This is a genomic window from Paraburkholderia eburnea (assembly GCF_002917095.1).
GTDB classification, from domain to species: Bacteria; Pseudomonadota; Gammaproteobacteria; order Burkholderiales; family Burkholderiaceae; genus Paraburkholderia; species Paraburkholderia eburnea.
In genome coordinates, this window is the sequence record NZ_PQGA01000002.1 from 549,968 (window position 1) to 570,515 (window position 20,548).

The 20,548-nt window shown below is 64.8% G+C and carries 13 protein-coding genes; 7 read left to right on the forward strand and 6 right to left on the reverse strand.

Going from position 1 to position 20,548, the window contains the following annotated elements; all coding sequences use genetic code 11:
- Window positions 1-160 precede the first annotated feature (160 nt).
- From B0G62_RS06990 to recD, 4 genes are all read left to right on the forward strand, one after another.
- Window positions 161-1,420, forward strand: a complete 1,260-nt coding sequence (locus tag B0G62_RS06990) for an autotransporter strand-loop-strand O-heptosyltransferase (protein ID WP_146055214.1) — start codon at window positions 161-163, stop codon at window positions 1,418-1,420.
- A 283-nt stretch (window positions 1,421-1,703) separates the two neighbouring features.
- Window positions 1,704-5,324: an exodeoxyribonuclease V subunit gamma gene (gene recC, locus B0G62_RS06995; RefSeq protein WP_244193129.1), complete on the forward strand. Its 3,621-nt coding sequence runs from the start codon at window positions 1,704-1,706 to the stop codon at window positions 5,322-5,324.
- Window positions 5,321-9,184, forward strand: a complete 3,864-nt coding sequence (gene recB / locus B0G62_RS07000; RefSeq protein WP_103703427.1) for an exodeoxyribonuclease V subunit beta — start codon at window positions 5,321-5,323, stop codon at window positions 9,182-9,184. The genes recC and recB overlap by 4 nt, the downstream gene beginning before the upstream one ends.
- Window positions 9,181-11,427 carry an exodeoxyribonuclease V subunit alpha gene (gene recD / locus B0G62_RS07005; protein ID WP_103703428.1) on the forward strand — a complete coding sequence of 749 codons (2,247 nt, stop codon included), beginning with the start codon at window positions 9,181-9,183 and terminating at the stop codon, window positions 11,425-11,427. The genes recB and recD overlap by 4 nt, the downstream gene beginning before the upstream one ends.
- A 141-nt stretch (window positions 11,428-11,568) precedes the next feature.
- Here the strand turns inward: recD and B0G62_RS07010 are convergent, their stop codons facing one another.
- From B0G62_RS07010 to B0G62_RS07025, 4 genes are all read right to left on the reverse strand, one after another.
- On the reverse strand, window positions 11,569-11,994 hold the full coding sequence (locus tag B0G62_RS07010) for an organic hydroperoxide resistance protein (protein ID WP_103703429.1): 426 nt from the start codon (window positions 11,992-11,994) through the stop codon (window positions 11,569-11,571).
- A gap of 335 nt (window positions 11,995-12,329) precedes the next feature.
- The gene (locus B0G62_RS07015) at window positions 12,330-12,896 is read right to left on the reverse strand and encodes a TetR/AcrR family transcriptional regulator (protein WP_103703430.1); all 567 of its coding nucleotides are present in this window, start codon (window positions 12,894-12,896) and stop codon (window positions 12,330-12,332) included.
- Window positions 12,897-13,010: 114 nt separating this feature from the next.
- Window positions 13,011-13,646: a LysE family translocator gene (locus B0G62_RS07020; protein WP_103703431.1), complete on the reverse strand. Its 636-nt coding sequence runs from the start codon at window positions 13,644-13,646 to the stop codon at window positions 13,011-13,013.
- A gap of 99 nt (window positions 13,647-13,745) precedes the next feature.
- Window positions 13,746-14,456: a CerR family C-terminal domain-containing protein gene (locus tag B0G62_RS07025; RefSeq protein WP_103703432.1), complete on the reverse strand. Its 711-nt coding sequence runs from the start codon at window positions 14,454-14,456 to the stop codon at window positions 13,746-13,748.
- Between the two features lie 111 nt (window positions 14,457-14,567).
- On the opposite strand from B0G62_RS07025, the gene B0G62_RS07030 reads away from it, so the two are divergent.
- From B0G62_RS07030 to B0G62_RS07040, 3 genes are read left to right on the forward strand one after another with little or no spacing between them, the layout of a single operon-like run.
- Window positions 14,568-15,704: an HlyD family secretion protein gene (locus B0G62_RS07030; protein WP_103703433.1), complete on the forward strand. Its 1,137-nt coding sequence runs from the start codon at window positions 14,568-14,570 to the stop codon at window positions 15,702-15,704.
- Complete coding sequence (locus tag B0G62_RS07035; RefSeq protein WP_244193130.1) at window positions 15,697-17,301, forward strand: MDR family MFS transporter; 1,605 nt, start codon at window positions 15,697-15,699, stop codon at window positions 17,299-17,301. Before B0G62_RS07030 ends, B0G62_RS07035 begins: the two co-directional genes overlap by 8 nt.
- Before the next feature lie 19 nt (window positions 17,302-17,320).
- Entirely contained in the window at window positions 17,321-18,796 is a 1,476-nt protein-coding gene (locus B0G62_RS07040; protein ID WP_103703435.1) for an efflux transporter outer membrane subunit, read from the forward strand.
- 59 nt (window positions 18,797-18,855) lie between these two features.
- Here the strand turns inward: B0G62_RS07040 and B0G62_RS07045 are convergent, their stop codons facing one another.
- Window positions 18,856-19,389, reverse strand: coding sequence for a cytochrome b (locus tag B0G62_RS07045; RefSeq protein WP_103703436.1), 534 nt, complete (start codon window positions 19,387-19,389; stop codon window positions 18,856-18,858).
- Window positions 19,386-20,444: a catalase family peroxidase gene (locus B0G62_RS07050; RefSeq protein WP_103703437.1), complete on the reverse strand. Its 1,059-nt coding sequence runs from the start codon at window positions 20,442-20,444 to the stop codon at window positions 19,386-19,388. The genes B0G62_RS07045 and B0G62_RS07050 overlap by 4 nt, the downstream gene beginning before the upstream one ends.
- Window positions 20,445-20,548: the final 104 nt, after the last annotated feature.

Consider the following 20,548-nt stretch of genomic DNA (forward strand, 5'->3'; position numbering starts at 1 on the left):
TTCGGACTCAGGCGAATCGCATGAAAGCTTGATCTGCGTGCCGGGGCGCCTGGGCGGCGTTGCACTATCATCGCGCACGCGGTGCGCTGGCGGATATCGCCCGGCGCACCGCCCCGAACCGGCGGCGCATCTCGTGCCGCCTGCACGCGAGATCCCGACGATGAACACGCCCGAGCGCCCCGAATCCTCGCAACCGCCCGCTGAAGTACCGCAAGTTTCCGATCGGCAACGCGGTCAAATCTCGGCCACTTTCGTGGCCGATTCAGCGCGCGATGACACGCCGCTGTTCGCCGGACCCGAGGGCATCCGCTTCGACTTCAACTATGGATGCCGCGTGCAGGTGCCGGTGGCGGGCTGGCGCGTGCGCATGTTCGATCTCGATACACACAATCTCGTTTTCGACGCGACGCTCGCGCCGGGCGAGATCGCGGCTAGCCGCCGCAAGTATTTCGTGCGCTTTCTGCTGGAAGTATTCGATGGCGAACGCCGGGTGTTTTCGCATGCGTTCGACGTGCAGGGCCGACGTGTCTGGATGACGCTCGGTTCCGGGGCGCTTGGCGATGCCATTGCCTGGGTTCCGGCGATTGAGGCGTTCCGGCAGCGTTACGGCGGTGAAGTGAGCGTCGAGATGAAGCCCTGGCTGCATGCGCTGTTCCAGGAAGGCTATCCGGCGTTGCGTTTCGTATCGGAATCGCCGCAGCGGGATCACGAACATGGCGAGCCGATTTACGCGACCTACCGCATAGGCTGCTATTCCCCTTACGCCGATCGCGACCATCAGCCGACCGATCCGCGGGTGAGCAGCCTCCAGGATTTTGCCTCCTACATGCTCGGCGTCCCGGCTGTGGAGCGGCGCACGAACATCGTTGTTGCCGATCGTGCGCGCAGAGTGCCCGAACCTTACGTCTGTATCGCGACGCAGGCCTCGGCGCAGTGCAAATACTGGAACCATCCGGACGGCTGGCGCACGCTCGTTGCGCATCTGAAGTCGCGTGGCTACCGCGTGCTGTGCATCGACCGGGATCGCGAATATGGCCTGCCGGGCGCGCTGAATACGATGCCCGAAGGCGCGGAAGACTTCACCGGCGAGCGGCCCTTGCAGGAGCGCGCAAGCCTGCTGATGCACGCGGACTTCTTCGTCGGACTGGGTAGCGGGCTGTCATGGCTCGCGTGGGCCGTGGGCGTGCCCGTGGTGCTGATCAGCGGCTTTTCGCACCCGAACGCCGAATTTCGCACGCCTTGGCGCGTCATTAATTTCCATGCCTGCAATAGCTGCTACAACGATTTCTCGTTCGAATTCGGCGGCGATTTCAGCTGGTGTCCGCGTCACGCGAACGATGCGCTGCGTTACCAGTGCACCACGGCGATCACGCCGGGCCATGTGATTCGCGTGGTGGATGACCTGATCGCTTCGCATTGAGGCCTCACTGATGCGGTGTGCGCTAACGCCCCTGCCGGCGGCGCGCCTGCATTTCTTCGATCCTGCCGGGGGGATGCGTCTCGGCTAAGCCGGCGATGTCGTAACATGTTGCCTTGGGCCGGCGCAGTGCCGGTCCGTGCCGTGTTTCGCTTTGGAAAGCGGGCGCGGCGCATGATGTTTCTTATCGGCAACAGACACGACCAGGCGACATGGCCGCATCCCTCATGCTTCGAATCCGCGCGCGCGTCGCGCATTTCCCGGTATTGGCCCTTGGGAGCCGCATTTGAGCGCGCGCGAACTGCCCACCGGGCTGATGCTCGTCCACGGCAACGAGCCTGAGCGCCTGCGCGACCTGATCGTCAACTGGATCAGCCAGCATCCGATCGCGCCGCTCGAAAAGGAAATGCTGCTGGTGCAGAGTAACGGCATCGCACAGTGGCTCAAGCTGGCGTTCGCGGCCGATCCGCAGGATGGCGGCTGCGGCATTGCGGCGGCGCTCGAAATGTCGCTGCCTTCGCGTTTTCTCTGGGCCGTCTATCGTGCGGTGCTCGGCGAGAAGGCCGTGCCGGCCGTCTCGCCGTTCGACAAGTCGCGCCTCGTCTGGCGCCTGATGCGGATGCTGCCCGCACTGCTGGACGAACCGGGCTATGGGCCGCTCAAGCGCTTCATGGCGCACGACGAAGAGCAGCGCAAGTGCTTCCAGCTGGCCCAGCGCGTCGCCGATCTGTTCGACCAGTACCAGGTCTATCGCGCCGACTGGCTCGCCGCCTGGGCCGCGCACGACGATGTGGTGATCGATGCACGCAATAACCGCATTGCGCTTGCCGACGACGCACGCTGGCAAGCCGCGCTCTGGCGCGCGCTGTTGGCGGACGTGAGCGAGCGCGCGCCGGAAGGGCTGGAAGGGACCGATGGCAGCGCCTTCGCGCAGACGGGCCGCGCCGCCGTGCACGATCGGTTCATGCAGCGCGCTCAAAGCTGGCAGGAAGGCGACGCGCGCCCGCAGGGGCTGCCGCGCCGTCTCGTGGTGTTCGGCATTTCGAGCCTGCCGCGTCAGTCGCTCGAAGTGCTCGCGGCGCTCGCGCGCTGGAGCCAGGTGCTGCTGTGCGTGCATAACCCCTGCATGTATTACTGGGCCGATATCGTCGCCGACCAGGACTTGCTGCGCGCGCGTCACGCCCGCCAGCGCCGCCGCGCGGGCGCGCCCGCCGTGCTCGACGATTCGCAACTGCATCTGCACGCGCAGCCCTTGCTGGCGGCATGGGGCAAGCAGGGCCGCGACTTCATCGGCCTGCTCGACGAATACGACAGCGACGAAGCGCGCGAGACCTATACGCCGCATTTCACGCGCATCGGCCAGCGTATCGATCTGTTCGATGGCGGCGAGGCGCATACGCTGCTGCAACAGTTGCAGGACGATATACGCGATCTGCGGCCCTTGCCCGAGACGCGCAAGCATTGGCCCGCGGTCGATCCGCAGGTGGACGATTCGATCCGTTTTCACGTCGCGCACAGCGCGCAGCGCGAAGTGGAAATTCTCCATGACCGCCTGCTCGCGGCATTCGCGGCTGACCCCGCCTTGCGCCCGCGCGACGTGATCGTGATGGTGCCCGACATCGAGGTCTATACGCCGCATATTCAGGCTGTATTCGGTCTCGTCGATGGCGACGATCCGCGCTATATCCCGTTCAGCATTGCGGACCGCGAGCAGCGCGCGTTCGATCCGCTGATCGGTGCGCTGGAGATGCTGCTATCGCTGCCGCACGCGCGCGTGACGGTCAGCGACGTGCTCGATCTGCTTGAGGTGCCGGCCGTGCGCTCGCGCTTCGGCATCGATGCCGAAGATGTGCCGACCCTGCGCAACTGGATCGACGGCGCGAATATTCGCTGGGGTCTGCATGCGCAGCAGCGCGCAAGCCTGGGGCTGCCGCAAGGCGAGGAAGACAGCGCGCCCAATAGCTGGATGTTCGGACTGCGACGCATGTTGCTCGGCTACGCGACGGGCGAGCGCGCGCTCGCGTGGCGCGGCATCGAGCCGTATGCCGAAATCGGCGGACTCGACGCTGCCTTGCTCGGGCCGCTCACGCGTCTGATCGATGCGCTCGATAACGCCTGGCGCACGCTGAGCGAAGCGGCCACCGTCGATGAATGGTGCGTGCGCCTGCGCGCGCTCAAGGCCACGTTCTTTGCCGCCGATGAAAGCGAGGATGCCTATACGCTGGAGCGTCTAGACAACGCGTTGCAGACCTGGCGCGATGCCTGCGACGAGGCCGCGCTCACACAAACGCTGCCGCTTGCGATCGTCGCGGAAAACTGGCTCGGCCAGCTCGACGGCGGCGGCCTCGCGCAGCGCTTTTTTGCGGGCGCTGTGACGTTTGCGACGCTCATGCCGATGCGGGCGATTCCGTTTCGCTACGTCTGCCTGCTCGGCATGAACGATGGCGACTATCCGCGCAGCCGCACGCCGCTCGACTTCGACCTGATGCGCCGCGACTATCGTCCCGGCGACCGTTCGCGCCGCGAGGACGACCGCTATCTGTTCCTCGAAGCGCTGCTGTCCGCGCGCGATCATCTGCATATTTCGTGGGTGGGCCGCAGCGTGACCGACAACACGCCGCGTCCGCCTTCGGTGCTCGTCGGGCAGTTGCGCGACCATCTGAAGTCGGGTTGGCGGCTCGAAGGCGAAGAGGCCGACAAGCCGGGCAAACTCGTTGACGCCTTGACGATCGAACATCGCCTGCAACCGTTCAGCGCCGATTACTTTCCGGCCGATCCGCATGATGCGCCGCTCTACACGTTTGCGCACGAATGGAGTCGCCCCGCGCCGCTCGCGAGCGCAACGCGGAGCGATGGACCTTTGTCCCCGCAGGAGCGTGAGGAACCGCTCTCGATTCGCGAACTGGGCGAGTTTCTGCGCGATCCCGTGCGCGGATTTTTCCGGCAGCGCCTGCGCGTGGGCCTCGAAATGCGGGACGAAGCCAGCGAGAACCATGAGCCTTTTGAAGTGGATGCCTTGCAGGCGTGGCAATTGCAGGACGAACTGATTCGCGCGCAGTTGCGCGCGATGGAGCGCGGCGAGGACGACCTCGACGCCGTTGCGCGCGCGCAGCTCGAACGCATGCATCGCAGCGGCGACCTTGCGGCGGGCGGCTTCGGCGAAGTCATCGGAGAAGAGCTGCTCGAACCGATGGAAGAACTGTTCGGCGAATATCGCAAGGCGCTTGCGCGCTGGCCGACGCCGCTCGCGCATCAATACGAAATTCGTCTCGATGCTCAACGTGACGGCCGCGTGCTCGAACTTCGGGACTGGATCGACGACGTGCGGGCAGGCGAGGGCGGTGCGCTCGGGCGCGTGATGCTCGATGCAGGCACGCTCATCAAGGACAACAAGTATCGTGGCGACCGGCTCGTGGCGTACTGGGTGGCGCACGTCGCCGCGCAACTGGCGGCGGGCGAAGTGACGACGGTGATCGTCAGCAAGGTGGGCGTGGCGGAATTCGCGCCGGTGGCGCCTGATGTCGCGCGTGCGTGGCTGCTCGATCTGCTGGCGGCGTGGGACGAAGGTTCGCGCCGACCCTTGCCGCTGGCCGTCAAAACCGCTTTTGCGTGGCTGCGCAAGCTGCCCGTGGATTTTGCGGCGGGTGCTGGTGAAATTCCAGCCGAGGCCTGGGACGCAGCGCGTACGGCGTTCGAAGGCGCGGCGCGCCTGGCGGGTGAACGCGACACGAATCCTTATCTGCGCCGGGCATTCCCGGATTTCGACGCACTTATTGCGGGCGACGAATTCGTTGCGCTCGCAACTTCGCTGCTGATGCCGGTGCAGCGTGCGCCGCTTTCGTCGTCGAAGAATAAACGCACGGCCAACGCCGCCGGTGCAACTGATTCCGCTGGAGAAACCGCATGACCCCGGCCGACGACATGATCGCCGATGTACTGGAGCCGCTGCGCTTTCCGCTCTACGGCAGCCGCTTGATCGAAGCGAGCGCGGGCACCGGCAAGACCTTTACGATTGCGATGCTGTATGTGCGGCTCGTGTTGGGCCATCACGGCGCGACTGAACCGCACGACCCATATGACGAAGATGGCGAGGAAGCCGCAGTTGGGCAAGGCGGCATGCGCCCGCTTACGCCGCCTGAAATTCTCGTCGTGACCTTCACGGACGCCGCGACGAAAGAGCTCCGCGAGCGTATTCGCGCGCGCCTGATCGAAGCCGCGGAGTATTTCCGCGCGCTGCCCGATGAAGTGCCGTTTCGCGCGCCCGGTACCGATCTTCTGCATGATCTGCGCGAAGCGTATGTGCCGGAGCAATGGCCTGGCTGCGCGCGCCGCCTGCAACTGGCCGCCGAGTGGATGGACGAGGCGGCGGTGTCGACCATCCACGGCTGGTGCAACCGAATGCTCAGCGAGCATGCGTTCGATAGCGACAGCCTCTTTTCGCAGACACTGGAAACGGATCAGACCGAACTGCGTGCCGAAGTCGTACGCGACTATTGGCGTACCTTCATGGCGCCGCTCGACGCGCACGGTGCGGGGGAAGTGCGTGCATGGTTCGCGAGCCCCGATGCGTTGCATGGCGCGATTCGCGGCCTGCTCGCACACGCCGAAAAACTGCCCGATGCCGTCGCGCCGGCTGCTGCGCTGCTCGAAGCGCGCGCGCAGGCGCATGAGGAACTCGAAGCGCTGAAATCACCATGGCGCGCGGGCATCGACGAAGCAGAAGGGTTGATCGCCGCGGCGCGCGAAAAAAAGCTGTTCGACGCCAAAAAGCTGAATACGCGCAATTGCGAAAACTGGTTCACGAAGCTGCGCGAATGGGCCAATGATCCGGAAAGCGCCCATCCAGGTTTCAAGGACGATGCCGCCGTGTGGACGCGTCTCACGCCGGACGGTCTCGCGGAAATCTGGAAGGAAGGCAAACCGCCTTCGCACGCGTGCTTCACGGCGATGGAAACCTTGCTGGAGGCGCTGGGCGCGAGACCCGAGGCGAAGCTGCCGATCCTCTGTCACGCGGCGCGCTGGGTCGCGCGGCGTTTCGAGGAGGAAGAAGCGCGCCGCTCGCAGATGGGTTTCGACGATCTGCTCACTCGCCTGCTGGCCGCGCTGAAAAAACCGAACGGCGCGCGGCTTGCCGAAATCATTCGCAAGCAGTATCCCGTGGCGCTGATCGATGAGTTCCAGGACACGGACCCGGTTCAGTATCAGATCTTCGATGCGGTCTATGCGATCGAGTCGAACAACATCGATACGGCAATCGTCTTGATCGGCGATCCGAAGCAGGCCATCTACGCGTTTCGTGGCGCGGATATCTATACGTATCTGCGCGCGCGGCGTGCCTGCGCGGGGCGGCTCTATACGCTCAAGAAGAATTTCCGCTCGACGCGCGCGATGGTCGATGCGGTCAACCGTTGTTTCGACGCAGCGGAAACGCGTCCTGAGGGCAGCGGTGCATTCCTGTTTCGCGGCGCGCACGGCGAGGCAAATGCGTTGCCGTTCGTCGCCGCCGACGCGCAGGGTCGTCCCGACGAACTCGTGGCCAATGGCGAGACGCTTTCGGCGCTCAACGTCTGGTGGCTTCCGGGCACGGACGACGGCAAGCCGTTGAGCAAGACCGCGTATTTTTCGAGTATGGCAGCAAGTTGCGCCACGGAAATGGTGCGCCTGCTCAATCTGGGCCAGATGGGCGCGGCGGGTTTCGAAGGCGAACACGGCCTGAAGCCGCTGCGGCCCGCGCATATGGCTGTGCTGGTGAACAACCGTGACGAAGCGCGCGCGATTCGCGAGGCGCTGGCGGTGCGTGGGGTGCGTAGCGTTTATCTATCGGATCGCGATTCGGTGTATCGCACGCCTCAGGCGGAAGAATTGCGCTACTGGCTGGGCGCTTGCGCCGAACCGGATGATGGCCGGCTCGTGCGCAGCGCGCTCGCCACGGCATCGCTGGGATTGAGCTGGAGCGAACTGGACGCGCTGGGCCATGACGAAATTGTCTGGGAAGCGCGCGTGCTGCAATTCCGCGGCTATCGCGAAGTGTGGCGCAAGAAGGGCGTGCTGCCGATGTTGCGGCGCCTGCTCAACGACTTTCATGTGCCACAGCGCTTGCTTGGCGAGAGCGTGGCGTCCGGCCTGAACGGCGAGCGCGCGCTCACGAATCTGCTGCATCTGGCCGAATTGCTGCAACAGGCGAGCACGCAGCTCGACGGCGAGCACGCGCTCATCCGTTATCTCGACGAGCAGCGCGAGGACGAAAGCGCGGGCGGTGGCGGTGATGCGCGCCAGTTGCGGCTGGAAAGCGATGCCGGGCTGGTGCAGGTGGTGACGATCCACAAGTCGAAGGGGCTGGAGTATCCGCTGGTTTTCCTGCCGTTCGCGTGCGCGCATCGCGCGGTGAAAGCCGACGACGTGCCGTTCAAATGGCATGATCAGGATGGCGAATTAAAAATTACGCTGGAACCGGAACCCGCCGTGCTGACTCAAGCAGACCGCGAACGGCTTGGCGAGGATTTGCGCAAGCTGTATGTGGCGCTCACGCGTGCGTGCTATGCGACCTGGATCGGCTATGCGCCGGTGCAGAACGTGGAGGGGAGTGCTTTCGGCTATCTGGTGAATGGGGGAGAAGCGTTGCCTGCGCAGCAGAGCGATACGCTGCTCGAAGCGTTGCGCGGGCCGTGCAACGATATCGCCATCGCACCGGCGCCGGCGCCCGGCAACGAAGTCTTCGCCATGCAGGGGCCGGGCGCGGTACGCGGACGGGCGCGCACGTTCCCACGCCGCGCGCGCACGCCGTGGTGGATCGCGAGCTATTCGAGCCTCAAGACGGTCGGGGGGGCGCACGGCGCGTTCGCTGCGAAGCTGGAAGACGAAGAACGCGCCGCGCCCGACACGCGTGGCGAGGACGTATTTCTCGAACTGCTGGGCGCGCGCGCGCCCGATGATGGCGATGCGGCGTTCGATGCCGCACAAGCCTCGCAAGGCCATCTGCTAGCGCCCGCCGGTGCGCCGATGCACGGCTTCGAGCGGGGTGCCGATGCAGGCAGCTTTCTGCACGAACTGATGGAGTGGGTGGCAAACGAGGGCTTCGCAGAGATCGCCGACGAAGCCGCGCATGGGCGTTTGCGCGATATGATCGCGCGGCGCTGCAGCGTGCGTGGCTGGGACCGGTGGATCGAGGCGCTCACGCAATGGATGCTGTCTTTCATCAGCGCGCCGCTGCATTTGCCTGATTTCGAGGGCGAGCCGGTGTCGCCGCTTTCGCTCGCGTCGCTCGACAAATCGGCGTATATGGCGGAAATGGAATTCTGGGTGGCCGCGCACAAGGTGGATACGCTCGAACTCGATGCGCTCGTCACGTCGCTGACACTCGACGGCGCCGAGCGGCCGCTACTGGATGCGACGCGCCTGAACGGCATGCTCAAGGGCTTTATCGATCTTGTTTTCGAGCATGAAGGCCGTTACTACGTGGCCGACTACAAATCGAACTGGCTCGGTCCCGACGACGCGTCCTATACCGTGGAGAAAATGCGCTCGCAGATCCTGCATTCACGCTACGAGCTTCAATATGCGCTTTATCTGTTCGCGCTGCACCGCTTGCTCAAGTCACGCCTGCCCAATTACGACTACGACCGGCATATCGGCGGCGCGGTCTATATGTTCCTGCGCGGGGGGAATTCGCCGAGCCAGGGACTGCATTGCGAGCGGCCGCCGCGTGAACTGATCGAAGGACTCGACGCGCTGTTTGCCAATCACGAAACGCTGGAGGGCGCGGTATGACGAAGCGACGCACGACTGCGGCCACAGGGTCGAAAGATGGCATCGGCGTGACGGGCGATCTGTTTGCGCAATTCGACGAGCAGGCGGAAGTCGATGCGCCTGCAGTGGCGCACGCGAGCGAACCGCAAAAATCCGTTGTGCGCGCAACGGCGCAGGATTCGGCTGTTCAGATGCTTGCGACCTTGGACCGCTGGGTCGAGCGCGGCTGGCTGCGCGCGCTCGATGGCGCATTTGCGCGTTTCCTTCTGGAAGAGGCGCCCCACGCGCCGCCGTTGCTGCTACTCGCCGCCGCGCTTGCTAGTCATCAACTCGGGCGCGGCCATGTGTGCCTCGATTTGCAGGCCACGCTTGAAGACCCGGCGTTCGCTTTGTCCTTGCCGCCTGATGGTCCGCAGGTGCTGACCGACGAACCGCCTCAGCCGCCCGCCGAAGTGCTGGCGGGCGTGACGGTGGAGGATTGGCTCGCGGCGCTCGATGTAGCCGATCTGGTGGGTGAGGGCGAAGGTAATACGCCGCTCGTGCTGGCGGGAACGCGCTGCTACCTGCGCCGCTACTGGCAATACGAACAGGATGTGCGTGCCGGTATCGAGGCGCGGCTCGCACAGCGCGCGCGCATCGAAACCGAGTTGCCTGCCGAAGCCGCGCGCGCTGCGCTCGACGCGTTGTTCGCTCCGCGCGCGGCGGCGCAGTCCGCAAGACGCGCCGACTGGCAGAAGCTGGCCTGCGCGCTCGCGGCGCGCAGCGCCTTCAGCATCATCACGGGCGGACCCGGCACGGGGAAGACCACCACGGTCGTGAGGTTGTTGGCACTCCTGCAGACTTTAGCTCTTGGTGACAGGATGTCGGGCCGCCCGCTGCGAATCCGGCTGGCAGCCCCGACGGGCAAGGCGGCCGCCCGGCTGAACGAGTCGATTGCGGGTGCGGTCGCGCGCTTGCCGTTTGAAGCACTCGCGCCGGGCGCGGACGCGGCTGCGTTGCGCAACGCGATCCCCTCCGCTGTGACGACGCTCCACCGGGTACTGGGCACACGTCCTGGCAGCCGGCGCTTTCGCCACGATGCGGCCAACCCGTTGCCAGTCGACGTGCTCGTGATCGACGAAGCCTCGATGGTGGACCTCGAGATGATGGCGGCCGTGCTCGATGCATTGCCACCCACGGCGCGGCTGATTCTGCTTGGCGACAAGGATCAACTGGCTTCGGTGGAAGCGGGCGCGGTGCTGGGCGAGCTATGCGATCGCGCGCGCGAGGGCCACTATACGGAAGCGACGCGCGCGTGGCTGGAAGCCGCCACGGGCGAGCGCATCGACGCGGCGATGCTCGACGAGCACGGCACGCCGCTCGATCAGGCCGTGGCGATGCTGCGCGAGAGTCACCGTTTCGCATCGGAAAGCGGCATCGGCGCGCTCGCCGAACTCGTCAATACGGGCGACGCCACAGGCGTGGCGAAGATCTGGCGGCACGGTTACGCGGATCTCGCGCGCCTCATTTGTCCCGCGCACGACGACGAACCGCTGCGCGCGCTGATTGTCGACGGCAGCGTGGGCGAAGCGCTCGACGTAGAGGACGGAGCCGTGCAACGACGCGGCTATCGCCACTATCTGGCAACGATGCGCACCACGCGTCCCGCACCGGGCGCGACGCCCGGGCAACTCGTCGAATGGGCAGCGGGCGTGCTGAAGGCGCATACGGAATTTCAGTTGCTGTGTGCCTTGCGGCGTGGAGCATGGGGCGTGGAAGGGCTCAACCGGCGCGTCGCGCGGCTTTTGCAGGAGGAGGGGCTGATCGAGCCACTGGGCGACTGGTATGCGGGGCGCCCCGTGCTGGTCACGCACAACGACTACGAGCTTGGCCTGATGAACGGCGATATCGGCATAGCGCTTGATTTGCCAGTGGACGAGGGGATGCCGCCGGTGTTGCGCGTGGCGTTTCCTTCGGGCGACGGCACGGGCGGAGTGAAGTGGGTCTCGCCGAGCCGTCTGCAAGGCGTAGAAACCGTGTTCGCGCTTACCGTGCACAAATCGCAGGGTTCCGAATTCACTCACGCGGCGCTCGTGCTGCCCGACACTTACAGCCCGATCCTCACGCGCGAACTCGTTTATACGGGCATCACGCGGGCGCGTGCTTTCCTGACGCTGGCCGTACCGGAAGGGCGCTCGGTGCTTGACCGGGCCGTCGTCGCCAAGGTGCAGCGCGCGAGCGGCCTGATGGCGGGGCTTGCCCGCGACGCGACGCAATCTACGTGAAGTTTCCGATCCGAAAACGAGAAAACGCGCCGGACGGCGCCGGGTCGGGTCCTGACCTGGCCCGCTCCGTCACCGCCCGGCGCGTTCTATCCGTTTCCTTGCGGTTTCCAATCGGAAATCGGGAAAACTTTTGACGCGTCTTTAGACGATCGTCAGCGTTACGTCGATGTTGCCGCGCGTGGCGTTCGAGTATGGGCACACGATATGTGCCTTGTCGACCAGTGCCTGGGCGGCAGCGCGGTCCAGGCCCGGCAGCGAGACGCGCAGTTCGACTTCGATGCCGAAGCCATTGGGAATCTGGCCGATGCCCACATGGCCGTTGACCGACACGTCCGCCGGGATCGCGATCTTGTCGCGCGCCGCCACGAACTTCATTGCACCGATGAAACAGGCGCTGTAGCCCGCTGCGAACAGTTGTTCCGGATTCGTGCCGTCGCCGCCTGCGCCGCCCAGTTCGCGTGGCGTCGTGAGCTTGAGGTCGAGGTTGCTGGCGGGCACGACTGCGCGGCCATCACGGCCTCCGGTTGCGGTGGCTTCGGCGGTGTAGAGGACTTTTTCGATCGACATGACTGACTCTCCAGTGTGAGCAATGCAGCTTGGCAACTGCGGGTGTTAAATCATTAGTCGTCCAGACCAATGGCGGTCTTCGCGACGGTGCTTGACTGCTTGACATCGACGATAGCGTTCGATCGTGGCATGTACATGATTGTGATCGGAACACCATCGTTATACTTCAAATACTATCTATTACTAGATAGATTGGGGGCGACGACAAAAGCATACGTTAGCCCTCGTCGGGTTTCTCGTCCCTTGATAAGGCTATCTATCAGAAGATAGATAGCCGGTCCTGCAAAAAGGCGGTGAACCGCCTTCCTCGAATCTTTCTCGCCGCCCTGTTGAACTCAGGGGGCGACCTTCCACATCGCTTCCACGTCTTCCAGGCGCGTCTTCGTGTGAAACAGCCGGCTTGCCAGCACGCTGCCTTGCAGCGCTGCGAACAACGTGCGCGCCGCGCTTTCAGGCTTGCCTCGCGCCACCAGCGTGCCTTCCTTGACGCCTTGCGCCAGCACCTTCGCCAGCCACGCCTCGTTCGCGCGGAAGAACGCTTGCACAGCTTCGCGCACGGCGTCAGGCAGTGTTTCGATGTCGGCGGCCAGCATGCCGCACAGGCATATCTGGTTGCCGTCGCCGAGCGTCTTGCCGAAAAAGCGCGTATACATCGCGAGCTTTTCGGCGGCCGGCAACGCCGGATCGACTGCTTGCAGTGCCTGCATGACTTCGTCGCTGTACTGCTTCACCGCCTCAAGCACGAGATCGTCTTTCGACGGGAAGTAGTAGTGGATGCTGGACGTCTTCACGCCCACGAGTTCGGACAGATCGCGATAGCTGAACCCGTTATATCCGCGCAGCATCATCAAGGTGATGGCGTGGTCGAGAACCTGTTCGCGGACTGTCAACTTCGTGTTCATGGACTCTAATTTATCTACTGGAAGATAGACTGTCAAGCATTACCCGGAAATTTTTGTTTCGAGAGAGTGTTTCCTTTGGGAAACAGGCGGCTCGGACACCGCCCGGGCCGCCTTTCAGAGTCCTCGATGCCCCGCGCTGACGATCAGCCGCAGACCCAGCGCAGCGATTGCGCCCGCCGCAATGCGGTCGATCCAGCGTTTCGCACGCAGATAGAGGTCGCGCGGACGCTGGCTCGAAAAGCTGAGCGCAACCACGGTGTACCAGCCCGTTTCGATAGCGAACACCAGCGGCGGCAGGGCGAAATAGCACCAGAGCGGCGGATGTTGCGGCAGCAGCGCGACGAAGATGCTGCCGTAGGCCACCGCCGTCTTGGGATTGCTTAGCTGCGTCGTCAGGCCGGCCCAGAACGATTTGCGCGGATGCGTGGCCTGGGTTTCGCTCTTGCCCATGGTCACAGGCTGGCCCGCGCCGCGCCAGATACGCGAGGCGATGTAGAGCAGATAAATGCCGCCCGCGATCTTGAGCCCCGCATAAAGCCACGCGAGCGTGGCGAGCAACGTATAGAGGCCCGCGAGCGCGATGCCGGCAAAGCAGATGGCGCCGATCCCCATGCCGAGCGCGGTAGCGACGCCGTCGCGCCGTGACAGGCCGATCGAATTGCGCGCGACCATCACGAAGCTGGGTCCGGGACTCATCGCACCGAGCAAAACAGCGGCGAGGATGCTGACGACGGCGGTAGTGGGTGACATGGGGATCCTGGGCGCCGGGAAGGAATCTTTAACACTAGCACGCGTTTCCGATCGGGAACGGCGTGCCGCTTTATTCTCTTATCGGAAACGCATCGCAACTCAAGCCTTGCCGCGCTGCCGGCTCCAATGCTCCAGCAGAACGCGAGTCTGTTCGCAGACGCTCGCCTTGAGGAATTCGGTCCTCTCGCGATCGATCTCGTCCCACGCCAGCGTCGTCAATGCCGAGCGGCGCGCAATGTGAAACACCAGCAGCTGCCCGTAGAGGCTGAACATGCGCACGGCGGTGAGCGTATCGTCGGCCTGGGTGCCGGTGATGCGTGCCAGCAGTTCGATGTTCACCGCGTTAAGCGGCGTACGCACGCGCTCGCGCAGCACCTGGGAGCCGACCTCCGGTTCGCCGCCGCCTTGTTCACGCGCGAAGAACAGGCGCTGGTCCGGCTCGCTGCTCTTGATGAACGTGCGGTCGGCCACGGCGCGCTGGATGTCGAGAAAGGCCTCGATCAGCGCTTCGGTGTCGCCGTTGCTCTCCATCACGGCACGCGCGCGCAGCACGGCGGGCTCGAAAGCTTGCCACGATTCGTCGGCGATCGATTCGGCGCACGCGCGGTAAAGCCCTTCCTTGTTCTCGAAGTAGTACTGCAGCGCAGGGGCGTTCACGCCTGCGCGTGAGGCGATGTCGCGCGTGGAGGCACCTTCGAAACCATGCTGTCCGAACAGGCTGATGGCGGCTTCGATGATCTTGCGGCGGGTTTCGTCGCCGCGCGCATAACCGCCCGCCGAGGGGCGGCGCAGTCGTTTGGGTTCATTCATGTCATGTGGGCTGCGACTTTGGGCTGTCGAAAATATAACACTTGACAGAATTTTCCCGGCTGGAATAATTTTACCGAGTGGTATAAATATTTTACTGAGGTTGTAAAAAACATGTCTACGACAGCGGGAGCGCCTGCACGCGAAGTGCCGGGCGACGTCGTTTCGCCGGCGAAACGCGGCAACAAACGCATGGTGTTGATCGGTCTCGGGCTCGGGGCACTCGTTGCCGCGAGCGTTTGGGGTGGTCACTGGTGGCTCGTGGGCCGCTTTATCGAAAGTACCGACGATGCCTATCTCCAGGCGGACAGCGTGACCGTCGCGCCGAAGGTCAGCGGCTATATCACCGATGTCTACGTGGCCGACAATCAAACCGTGAAGGCTGGCGACCCGCTCGTGAGGCTCGATGCGCGCCAGTATCAGGTCGCGCTCGACCAGGCGAACGCCACGATCGACGCGCGCGCCGCCGACATCCAGCACGCCGACGCGCAGCTCGCGCAGCAACGCGCCAACATCGCCCAGGCGCTGGCCCAGCAGGAAGTGGCGCGGGTGAGCTTGCGTCACGCTCAGGACGAAGTCGCGCGCTATACGCCGCTCGCGGCCACCGGCGCGGAAACCGCCGAGCGTCTCGCAGAACTCAAGAGCACGCGCGACCAGGCTCAAGCTACGCTGGCCGCCGATTCAGCCGTTGTCGAAGCCCAGCGTTCGCAGATCGCCGCGCTGACCGCGCAACAGGCGCAGGCGCGTGCTCAACTGGAGGCGGCGCGCTCCAGTGCCGCCCAGTCGCAACTCGATCTCGACAATACGGTGGTGAAGAGCGTGCTGGCTGGACGCGTCGGCGATCGCACGGTGCGCGTGGGACAGTACGTGCAGCCCGGCACGCGCATGCTGACCGTGGTGCCGGTGCAGAAGACCTACCTCACCGCGAACTTCAAGGAAACGCAGATCGGCCGCATGCGTATTGGCCAGCCTGTCGAGTTGTACGTCGACGCGCTGCCTGGTCACACGCTGCATGGCGTGGTGGACAGTTTCTCGCCGGGCACGGGTGCGCAGTTCGCGCTGCTGCCGCCCGAGAACGCGACCGGCAACTTCACGAAGATCGTGCAGCGCGTGCCGGTGCGCATTCGTATCGACACGGGGCCGCAAACGCGCGGCGTGCTGCTGCCAGGCATGTCCGTGACCGTCGATGTCGATACGCGCTCCGCGCGCGACGACGATCGCCGTATCGACGCCGAGAATCATCGTGGCTGACGCAGCGAGTTCGTCTTCCGGCGCGGCCGCCGCGCCGCATCCGCACGGCGAGCGCGCCGGCGCCGCCGACTGGATCGCCGTGGCCGCAGGCGCCCTGGGCGCGCTGATGGCGACGCTCGACATCTCGATCACGAACTCCGCACTGCCGCAGATCCAGGGCGAAATCGGCGCGACCGGCACCGAGGGCACGTGGATCTCCACCGGCTATCTGATGTCCGAGATCGTGATGATTCCGCTTGCCGCGTGGCTCACGCGGGTATTCGGACTGCGAAATTTCCTGCTGGCCAATTCCGCGCTTTTCATTGGTTTTTCGATGATGTGTGGCTGGTCGGGCACGCTTGGCGTGATGATCGCCGGGCGCATTGGCCAGGGCTTCACGGGCGGCGCGATGATTCCCACCGCGCAGACCATCATCCGTACGCGGTTGCCGCTCTCGCAGTTGCCGGTCGGCATGACGGTGTTCGGCTTGATCGTGCTGCTGGGGCCGTTGCTCGGCCCCGTACTGGGCGGCTGGCTCGCGGAGAACATCAGCTGGAGCTGGTGTTTCTTTATCAATCTGCCGGTCTGTATCGCGCTCATCACGCTGCTGATCGTTGGGCTACCGCCGGATCGTCCGCATTGGGAAGCGTTTCTCAAGGCCGACTGGCTCGGCATCGTGGGACTCGCCGTCGGGCTGAGCACGCTCACGGTCGTGCTCGAAGAAGGGCAGCGCGAGCGCTGGTTCGAATCGAGCATGATCGTTTCGTTGACCTGCGTATCGCTTGCCGGCATGGTGCTCATCGGCATTTCGCAGTTCGTGGCGAAGAAGCCCATTCTGCGGCTGTCGCTGATGCACAATCCGCGTTACGCCAGCGTGATCGTGATTGTGTCCGCAGTGGGTGCCGGTCTTTATGGCATTTCCTATCTGCTGCCGCAGTTCCTGAGCATCGTCGCGGGCTACAACGCGGAACAGTCCGGCGCGATCATGCTGCTTTCCGGTCTGCCCGCATTTCTGATGATGCCGGTCCTGCCGCGCCTGCTCGGCAAGGTGGATTTTCGCGTGCTGGTGGTGAGCGGTCTGCTGCTTTTCACGCTGAGTTGCATGCTCGATATTTCGTTGACCGCGCAGAGCGTGGGGCACGACTTCGTCTGGTCGCAGCTTATTCGCGGCGTGGCGCAGATGCTCGCGATGATGCCGCTCAATCAGGCTTCGATGGCGGCGGTCGCGCGCGAGGACTCGGGCGACGCGGCGGGTCTCTACAACATGGCGCGTAACCTGGGCGGCTCGATTGGCCTTGCGATCATCGGCACGCTGATCGACCGCCGCGAGACCTATCACACCGCCGTGCTGCGCGAGTCCATTAGCGCCAATTCGCTGATCGGGCAGGAACGTCTCGCCTCGGGCGCGGCCAACTGGTTCGCGCAGACCGGCGACATGGCTTACTCGCAGATGCGCTCGCTCGGTCAGATCGCCGCGCAGATCCAGCAGCAGTCGACGGTCATCACGTACTCCGAAACATTCTGGGTGCTCGGCATCGCGCTCGCTGCCTGCGTGCCGCTCGCGCTCCTGCTCAAGAAACCGCAGCCCGGCGTGAAGGCGCCGTCAGCCGGCCACTGATGCTTTCTTTTTCCGACTCATGACGGCAACTCGTACTTATCGACTCGCACTCGCGCCGCTCACGGCGCTGGCGGCTGCCTGCACGCTCGCCGCGTGCACGGTTGGTCCCGACTATCACGGCGCGCCCGCAGTGGCGCCGGAAGCGGCCAGCGCCGCTTCGTTCGTGCGTACCCCCGCTCAAGGTGTGACGCCCGCGCGCGCGCCCAGCGAATGGTGGCTCGCGTTCAACGATCCGCAACTGAATGCGTTGATTGCGGCCGCCTTCGAGCACAATCCCGATCTGCGCGCAGCGCAGGCGCGGTTGCGCGAATCACGTGCGCAACTGCAGCAGCAACGCGGCGCGGAAATGCCGAAGGTATCGGCCAGCGTTGCCGCGCCGCGTATGCGTGAGCCTAACCTCAGCGCGTTCTCGCAGTCCGATGGCAGCAGTAGTTCGGGCTCGGGCGGCGGTGGTCCGCTGCAGTTCTATACGGCGGGCTTCGATGCCTCGTGGGAGATCGATCTGTTCGGCGGCACGCGTCGCGCCGTGGAAGCGGCGAGCGATGAAGCCGACGCTGTGCAGGCCGATCTCGCCGATGCGCAAGTCTCGCTCGCCGCCGAAGTGGCGCAGGCCTACATCGATCTGCGCGACGAGCAGCAGCGCTTGCTGATCGCACAGCGCACGGCAGAGTTGCAGCAGCAGTCGCTGACGCTCACCGAGCAGCGCCGCGCCGGCGGCACCGCCGCTGATGTGGACGTCGAGCGTTTGACCACGCAGGTCGAAACCACGCGTTCGACCATCACGCCGCTGGCCTCGCAGGTGGAAATCTCGCTCGATCAGCTCGCGGTGCTCACGGGCAAGGCGCCCGGCGCGCTCGACGCCGAGCTGGCGACGCCGCGCGCATTGCCGGCGCTGCCGGCATCGGTGCCGGTCAGCGATCCGGCGACGATGTTCGCGCAACGTCCCGACATCCGCGCGGCCGAACGCCGCCTGGCTTCCAGCAACGCGCAGATCGGCGAGCATGTGGCCGATTTTCTACCCAAGCTCACATTGTTCGGCGATCTGGGCTTTACGGCCGCGGACCCCGGTCATCTGCTGCGCAAGAACAATTTCAGCTGGGTGGGCGTGCCGTATCTGCAATGGAATCTGTTCGACTTTGGCCGCACGCTCGGCGCTGTGCATGGCGCCGAGGCTTCGCGCGACGAAGCCGAGGCGCGCTATGAGAAAGCCGTGTTGGCCGCGTTGCAGGATGCGAACGGTGCGCTTTCGCGTTACGGCTATCAGCGCGAGCATCTCGTGACGCTGCAGAAGGTGCAGGATTCGGCGCAGCGTTCAGCGGTGTTGATGCGCCAGCGCTATCGCGCGGGTACGTCCACGCTCGTCGATCTGCTCGATACGCAGCGCTCCGAATTTCTCGCGCAGCAGGACGTGATTTCGGGGCAAGCCGAACTGCTCAAGGATTTCATTTCCATCCAGAAGAGCCTGGGTCTGGGCTGGCGCAGCAACGCAAGCTGAATCCCCTGTGCGGGGACGCGAGCCTTCGCGTCCCTTTGGACATCGAGGGATGCGACGGATCAACCTCGCGCCATACTGGCGAGCACGCCATCGCGCCGGATCAACCCATGAAACAGCGCTGCGCCCAGATGAAGTAGCACGGTCGCCAACAGCAGCATGGCGAGCCACGTATGCGCCGCGCGCAGGAAGGCATAGAGCGCAACGTCGTGCGGCGCGATGGCGGGCAGATGCACGGCACCCGCAAGCACGACGGGATAACCGGCTGCGGACAGCATTGCCCAGCCGATCAGCGGCATCGCGATCATGAGCGCATAGAGCACGAGATGCGAGACATGCGCGGCCATGCGCTGCCAGGCGGGCATGTCAGCGGGCAACGCGGGCGCAGTGCGCGAGAGCCGCACGACGATTCGCACGATCACGAGCGCGAGCAACGCAATGCCGAGCGGCCGGTGTAGCGCAATCAAACTGTTATGAAGCCGCGAGACCGTGGCGACCATGCCCACGCCCACGAACAGCATCGCAACGATCAGGACTGCCATCGACCAGTGCAGCAAGCGGGCGAGACCGCTGAAGTGCGCTTGAGCGGGTTTCATTGCTGGGCTTCTCCATGAGCGTGGGCGAGCGCCGCTTCTTCGTGCGTGCGGCGATTGAACGAGACCGCATAGGCGGCGGAGCGCGCGGCGAGCAGCGGGTCATCCGAAGGCTTCAGGCCGTCGGGCAGCACGGTCGGGTCGTAGTTGACGTCGCGGCAGGCGCCCGAGCGCTGCGGTGTGGCCTGCCGCAAAACGAGCGTGCCCGCGTCGATCTGCTCGCGCGAAGCCGGCCATTGTTGCGTGGCATCGTTGGTGGGGTCGCCCAACGCGGCCACCGTGAGGACGAGATGCCAGCGCAGCGGGCCTTGTGCGAGCCGCGAACCGAGATCGTCGGCGAGGAAGTCGGGGTTGAGCTTCTGGTCGGCCGATTCGGCCTCGTAAGGCGTTTGCGGCACCATCTCCCAGCGTACGGCGTGCGCGTTGCCGTCGGCATCCGTGGCGAGGAACGCATTGATGCCCCAGAACGCCGTATTGGCGAAGCTCGATGAAGGCGGGTGGGCCTTGATCCACTGGCGAAACGGCAGCGTTTCCGGATTGGCCCCAAAAAACGCGTCGAGTTTTGCGGGATCGGGCTTGCCGGTCTGCGGATCGGGTTTCGATGCCACCAGTTGTTGATAAAACTGGTTCGGGGTGCGAACCACAAAGACCGGCGCGGAGTTCATACCGGTGCGCCATTGTTCGCCGTCTTTCAACTGGAACAGCAAGGCCATGCTGCGTACCGGTATGCTGGCGTCGGGCGTGGAAGGATTGCTGCCCGGAATCGCAAAGCGTCCGATCACGGGCGTTTCTCCGGGCGCGAACACGGCCGCGCGCGAGACCCGGGCGCCGTTGCCGTTGCTCTCGAATTCGCCTTCCACGCACAGGCCTTTCGCGTGATTGCGCCGGTAGCCCGCGTGGATGCCGTAGTTCGATTCGAAGGTGTTGACGATGTGCGGTGCGTCCACGCGCTTCGGCGTGAGCCAGCCGGCCGTCCACGCAAAGGCCGCCGCAGTGCAGCCGATCACGGCCGCAATGGCGGCGAGCCGGCATGGCACGCAGATGTCGGCGCGACTCATGATGCGCCTCTACACTGCGCGCGGGCGCATGAGGGACGCGAGGAAATCCGTGGCATGCGCTGTTGCAGCGAACGCAGCGGGCAGGGCGGGGCGCGATGAGGCAT